Raw genomic sequence first — 6,043 nt, 5'->3', positions numbered from 1 at the left:
GGCGTGGGTGGTGTCAGGCTGGGGTAGGCCGGCCATCTCGGAGCGCAGGTTGGCGGCTTCCTCGTTGTAGCGCGCGGTGGTTGCCGAGATCAGGGTCACCACTTCGGCGATGCGCTGCTGGGCAGCGGTCAGTAGGGCTACGTCGCGGGTGGGGCCGGGTGGCATCGCGGCGATGGTGTTCTTGGTAGTGGCCCACTCTGAGGTGATGGCGTCTAGGTCCAGCGCTGCCTGCTGGGCAATCTGATTGGCCGACTCGGTGTAGCCGGCGGCGTTGGCGGCGGCGGCCTGCAGCCGGTCGCGGGCCAGCTGCAGTGTGCGGGTCGCTGCGATTGCAGCCTCGTGGGCGTTTCCAGTCCAATCCGGGTTGGGCAGGGTCTCGATCCTGGTGGGGGCGCCGGGGACCGTGGGTGGCTGCGTGGTTCCAAGGATGTCTCGCGCGGCGTCGAGATAGTCGTCGACGGCCTGTTCAACGCTCATGGGTGGGCGGGACTGTCGACAGCCCGAATCCGGGATCAGCAGCGGGAGCAGGGGCTTCGTCGGGTTCACCGTCATTGGGGACGGCGGCCGACAATGTGGTTGTCGGCGGCGGGGCGGCGGTGGTGGGGGCTGCGGGAACCGTGGCCGATGAGGGTGCTGCGAGGTCGTCTGCGTCCTCGGTGGGGCGGAAGAAGCCCTTGAACCCGGGGCTGTCATTGATGATGCCCAGGGGTTCGAGCTTGCCGTCAGGCCCGATGAGCTGTCCGTTGCCGGCGACGATGGCGGTGTGGTCGTCGAAGACGACGATATCGCCGGGCTTGACGTCAGACGGGTCAATCTTGCGGCCCGGATCAGCACCGTCAGTGGGCAATTCGACGTCGGTGCCTGTGTAGGCGGTAGTGGCGACGTCGCCGGCGCCGGCGGGCCGGTTGAGTGCATTCCGTACCGCGGCGGCGGCCTGCGGGTTCGGTGCGGTCACAACCTGGCCGGACGGCAGCGTGATTTCGCTGGATGTCTCGGAGGTGCTTGCGGCGGGCTCGCCGGGTGCCTCTGCCGGCGGCGGCGCTGGTGCCGGCGCCGCTGGCGCCGCGGTTACTGGCATGGGTTCCGGCCCGGGGGAGACCTCTGGAGCGGCCATACCCGCGGCGCCCACTTCAGGTGGAGCAAGTGCGTCATCTGAGGTCGATGCCACTTCTGGAGGCTGCAATGCGTCGTTGTCGCCGAGCGAATTGACCTCAGGGACATCCATCCCGCCCCCGCCCAACGAGGACAAGCCGGGGATACCTCCACCGAGCCCGGGCATGCCCATGCCAGGTCCGCCGCCCAGGCCTCCGAGGCCGGGCATGCCCATGCCCATGTCGCGCAGGCTGTCGGCGATGCCATTGGCGGTCGTAGCTTTGTCCTCGACATTTCGAGTGAGCTCGTCGATCTGCTGCTGCATCGCCGCCAGCATCCCGGAGTCGGCTTCTGGCACGCTGCCCTGCGGGGCCAGGCCGGACCCGAGTAGCGCACCGTCACTGACGATCTGGTCATGTGCAGTTCGGCCCTGGGTGGAGTTCTCGCCGGTGGCTGAGGTGGCCTCGTCGCCGGCCTTGTGCAGCTCGTCGAGGCGCTTCTGCAGCTCAGCCACCATCTGATTGAGCTCGTCGATGCGGTCTTGAGCTGGTCCTTGGCCGTCGGGAGACTGTGGCAATGTCGCCTGAGGAGGCCCGGGGATTTGCGGCTGTTCCCCGGTGCCGAACAGGTCCTGCGCCTCCTCGATGAGTTTGTCGAATGCAGACTTAGCGATCGCACCCGCGGGGCCGACGAAGAACGGGAAACTGCCGAAGGGGCCCAGATCGATCGACATGATGGCGCTGGAGCTCCTCTCGTAGCCGTCGTGTGGTGTCGTACACCAGGTCCGGCTATGACGCTATGGGCCCAGACTGGGCATTCTCAAGAGGAGTTGATCTGCGCGCGGGTGATATCGAAGTGGGACCCCGCCGACGTGCTGGACATGCAGAGAAGTCCGTCGTCGTCCTTCTGCCACATGATCGTGACGGTGCCGTCGTCGTCGACGTCGATGCCGTCGATCTCTCCACTGAAGCCGTCGATAACCACCGAATCCTTGGGCTGGAGGTCACGCGCGCACACGGTGAGGTTCTCCTGGGCCTCGGTGTCGGTGTCGAAGCCGAGCGTGGCGTCGCCATCCCATCGGGTAATCGTGCGACTCACAAGGGCGGGATCGAGGTCTGGACGTGCGGCCAGATCGAACCAAGGGGCGTCGGCGATCTCGCTCCAGGAGTCCAGGTCGGTGGGCAGCTCAGGAACGTAGCGCGGGATCAGCGTCCGGGATGGGCGCATGGAGGCGATCACGGCTTGCTCGTCGGGGTTGGTGGTGTCGGCGGCGGGGCAGAAGTAGTACTGGGTCTCTCGGGGCGTCTCGTGGGTGCCCAGCGACATTCCACGGCCCTTGATCCGGGGTACGTTGCGGCCGGTATAGCTGTCCTCGAACAGCATTTCGGCGGCGATCCGCGATATCGGACCGACTGAGACCTTGTTGCCGAAGTTGTCGCGCGCCTCGGTGTCGATCAGGTCGTGGTCGGGGCGCTGCATGCCCAGTTCGAGGTGGATACGGGCGGTACGCGACAGTCGTGCGAGTTCGGCGATCTCGGTGACGGTGGGTGGCTCCTTGGGGCCGCCTTTGGGTTTGAGGCCAGACTCCCAGAGCCGGGTCAGGATCACCTTGAACTGCGCGGCTTCGTCGATGACCAGCAGGTAGGGCAGGTTCTTCTCCCAGCTCTTGGGGTTCCAGCGGGCCTTGGCGTTGCGTTCGTCCATCAGCTTGTACATGCGGTGGATGGTGGCGATGGACTCGAAGGGATCGCTGCTGATGATGTGGACGTTGGGCCAGCCGGCCAGGTCCGAGAAGGATCCGCCCTTGAAATCGACGATGACCACTGCCCAGCCACGGCGGGCGGCCTGCATGATCTTGGCGCGTAGGTACACCGTCTTGCCCGCGCCGGTCTTGCCGCCGACAAGGGTGTGCGGAGCGTCGAGAGGGTCCCACTCCTGGGGGTTGAGGTCGAGATCGATGCCGTAGGGCAGGCGCGTCTGCTTGTACTCGGCGATTGCCTGGTCGATTGAGGTCACTTCGGGCACAGGGGCGGGGTAGACGATTCTGGGTAGGTCGGGCTTGGGGGCGAAGACCACCGTGCCCTGCTGCATGTCCCATGTGGTGACCCAGTTTCCCCCGATCAGCTCTGTGAGGTTCTGCTCGGCTACCCGTTTGCGGAACTCGCCTGTCATTTTGGTGGCGACGCTGTGGGTAATGGTGAAGCCTGAGGCCAGGTTGCCGGTCACCGTGGCTGTGGGCCCGAAGAACTCGCGGACCTTGCGGGTGAGCTCGGCGAGGTCCTCATCGAGCTGCTCGGGGACGTGATGCGTGGCCTGGAAGCGCAGTCCCGATGGGTCGGCGCTGACTTTGTAGTGAGCCCCGCAGTGAGTCTTGAGGGCGCGGCGGATGACTGTTGCAGCGTCGGTACGCCCTGTGGTCTTGGGGTCGTCGTCGAGCGTTTGATCCTCACTGTAGGTGAGGCGGGTGTTGGTCGGCCTGCTGGCGCGGATCGTGATCGTCTCAGGCACAGCCGATCTCGGCTGCCAGCGGATATCGCGGACGACAGCCTCCGAGGGAACCTTGTGTCCCAGAGGGCCGTAGAGGGCCTGAATCAAATTGCTGCGCACCCGCACTCGCCGACTATGCAGCTGGTGGTTCTCAATGGTGAATGCTGCTGCGACGATGGCCGCAGCGGCCGCGATCCCAACGTTGGGCAAGAATGCAATGCTGAGTTTCCAGCGGATCAGGATTGCCGCGGCGGCAAAGGCCGCGGCAGCAGTACCCACTGTGGCCGCGCGGACCGGGAATCGCAGCTGCCAGCGGTCGAGTTCATCGTCGGCGGGGACACCCGGGTGGAGGGCCCGCCAGACCAGGCCCCAGCTGACCAGCGAGACGAGGAGCGTCGGCCCGATCACTGCGAGCATGGTCAAGTCCAGCGACGTCAGGGCGGTGGGGTGATCGGAGAGGTATCGGTAGCCCAACCAACCGCCGGCCGCGCCGAGCACCAAAAGGCTGATGGCCAATTCGAATCCGGTACCGCTGTCGGTGTTGCTGGTGCTCTTCATCGGCGTTCGACCGGCCTCCACAGAGCGACGCGATCGACTCGGTCCCAGCTGACCATGTAGGTCGGCGCACCGGGATGGCGGAGTCGGTCGATGACGACCGGCGGGAGCGCGTCTGCGGCGACCCGGAACGAGTTCGTCGGCGCCGCGGCCCGCCGCAGTCCTACCGCGACTGCGACGGCGGAAGCGAGCACAATCATGACAGCAGTGGCTGGCCAGCTTTTCACCCTTACCACTTTCGATGCAGTGGCAGAGCTTCTCAAGAGGACTTGTTGCTGACGCGTATCCGTTGCGGTGCAGCGATTTTGGCGTTCGGGCTACTCGGAGTCGAACTGTTCGAGTAGGCCGGCAATCGCTGTCCGGAGGCGGTGGGGTTCACCGGCGGCGTAAGAGATCCATGTGCTGCGATCGGGACCAATGTGGGGCCAGGCCATCACCCGGCCGTGTGTCGTATCCAGGATCGTCACGGCGGTTGCTGAGCGTCGTACAATGCCGTCGACGCGGCGGGCCGCGGTGATCTCGGTGGCTACCGTAGGGGTTGAGGCGGCGTTGAGGACTGCCGCGTCACGGGGGTGGATTCCCATCTCGGTAAGTAGGTCGGACACCGCCCCTGCCGACGCTGCGCCGATCTTGTTGACGTCGGCGACGCTGAGTTGCAGCGTTTGACTCAAGGGTGCCGGCTCGGCTGTTCCGAGGTTGGTATCCAAGGTCATCCGCACGGCGTCTTGCCAGGCGTTTACCGGAACCGACTGAACGAGGAAAATGTCGCGTGTGCGGCTCGCGACGACGAACCGGCCGTAGCGCGTGGCGATCGCCAGCCTCAGCATGGTGTCTGCCTGCTGCAGTGGTGTGATCCGGATCGCCAACGTTTCTTGCGAGTGGGCCAGGGTACGCATCTGTTCGGCAACCTCGGGCAGGGCGCCGGTGGAGGTAAGGATGCCGCGCTCGGTCAGGCGTTGGTGCTGATGAGCCTTCCAGCCGTCGACCATCTCCGCGCTGGTCATCGGGTTGTAGACCGCAAGGACCTCCGGCAGCAACCCGATGAGGTCCAGATACTCGACGAGATATGCCGCTTCGTCGACGCTGATCTCGAATCCATCGTGGCTGATGGGTTCCTCGGCGGCGGTCATAGCGTTATTGTCCCAGCGCAACGGTGGCATGGTCGACCTTTCTTCTGGCTTACGCTCACATCACCCGCCGTGCTTGCCCGCCGGACGGGACGGAGCTGATCTGCACGTCCTGGCCACGCTGGGGTGCGTGAATGACCTGGCCGCCACCGATGTAGATGCCCACGTGCTCGGGAACCCCCGGCGCGGAGAAGTTGCTGAACACGAGATCTCCCGGAGCCAGCGCGCCCATCGGGACTTGTCGGCCCACCTTGATCTGTTCGTAGGTGGTGCGTGGCAGCATGATGCGCCCGCCGGACCCCTGGGCGTAGGCGTACTGGGTGAGGCCGCTGCAGTCGAATCCGCCGCCGGTTGGGCCCAGGGCGCCGCCGCCGCCCCAGACGTAGGGCAGGCCGAGCGCCTCATGGGCGGCGCGGGCGGCGCTGACGCCGGTGCCGCTGCCGGCGACACCGGCGTGGAGGGTGTCGAGCTCGCTGGAAATGTTGAGGTAGTTGCTGATCAGCTCTCGGACGAACGCGGCGTCGCTGAGTTTGTCCCGGGCGGCGCCGCTGACCACATCGCCGGCTTCGTCGAGGGCGCTGCGTAGTGCAGATAGGACCGCAGCTTGGGCTTCGGGTGTGTTGCCTTGCACGCCGGCGGACGTGAGGGCGGTTTCAACGTCGTCGATGATGCCTTGGATCTTGGCTCTGTCAGCTTCGGTGCGTGCCGAGGACAGCCCTAGCCCGGATTTTGCGTGGTAATTGGTGTGGGTTCGGTGTGATGCCGAGTTGTGTTGTTGGGTA

At 65.7% G+C, this 6,043-nt stretch carries 4 protein-coding genes and 1 pseudogene; all 5 read right to left on the bottom strand.

The window, feature by feature from the left end; all coding sequences use genetic code 11:
• Positions 1 to 477: pseudogene (locus tag MSZK_RS32320) on the bottom strand (hypothetical protein); the annotation flags it as partial.
• A complete protein-coding gene (locus MSZK_RS12970; RefSeq protein WP_099248400.1) occupies positions 467 to 1,825 on the bottom strand; it encodes a hypothetical protein in 1,359 nt (452 codons plus the stop codon). The gene MSZK_RS12970 and the pseudogene MSZK_RS32320, both read right to left, overlap by 11 nt.
• Before the next feature lie 86 nt (positions 1,826 to 1,911).
• Complete coding sequence (locus MSZK_RS12965; RefSeq protein WP_099248398.1) at positions 1,912 to 4,137, bottom strand: FtsK/SpoIIIE domain-containing protein; 2,226 nt, start codon at positions 4,135 to 4,137, stop codon at positions 1,912 to 1,914.
• A gap of 314 nt (positions 4,138 to 4,451) precedes the next feature.
• Positions 4,452 to 5,264, bottom strand: coding sequence for an ESX secretion-associated protein EspG (locus tag MSZK_RS12955; RefSeq protein WP_233211273.1), 813 nt, complete (start codon positions 5,262 to 5,264; stop codon positions 4,452 to 4,454).
• Between the two features lie 55 nt (positions 5,265 to 5,319).
• A partial coding sequence (locus MSZK_RS12950) for a C40 family peptidase (RefSeq protein ID WP_142389917.1) occupies positions 5,320 to 6,043 on the bottom strand: 724 nt, incomplete at its 5' end.

Origin of the sequence: Mycobacterium sp. shizuoka-1 (assembly GCF_002723835.1) — a bacterium.
Taxonomy (GTDB): domain Bacteria; phylum Actinomycetota; class Actinomycetes; order Mycobacteriales; family Mycobacteriaceae; genus Mycobacterium.
The sequence above is the reverse complement of the archived record's forward strand: the minus strand, read 5'-3'. Positions and strand labels throughout refer to the sequence as shown.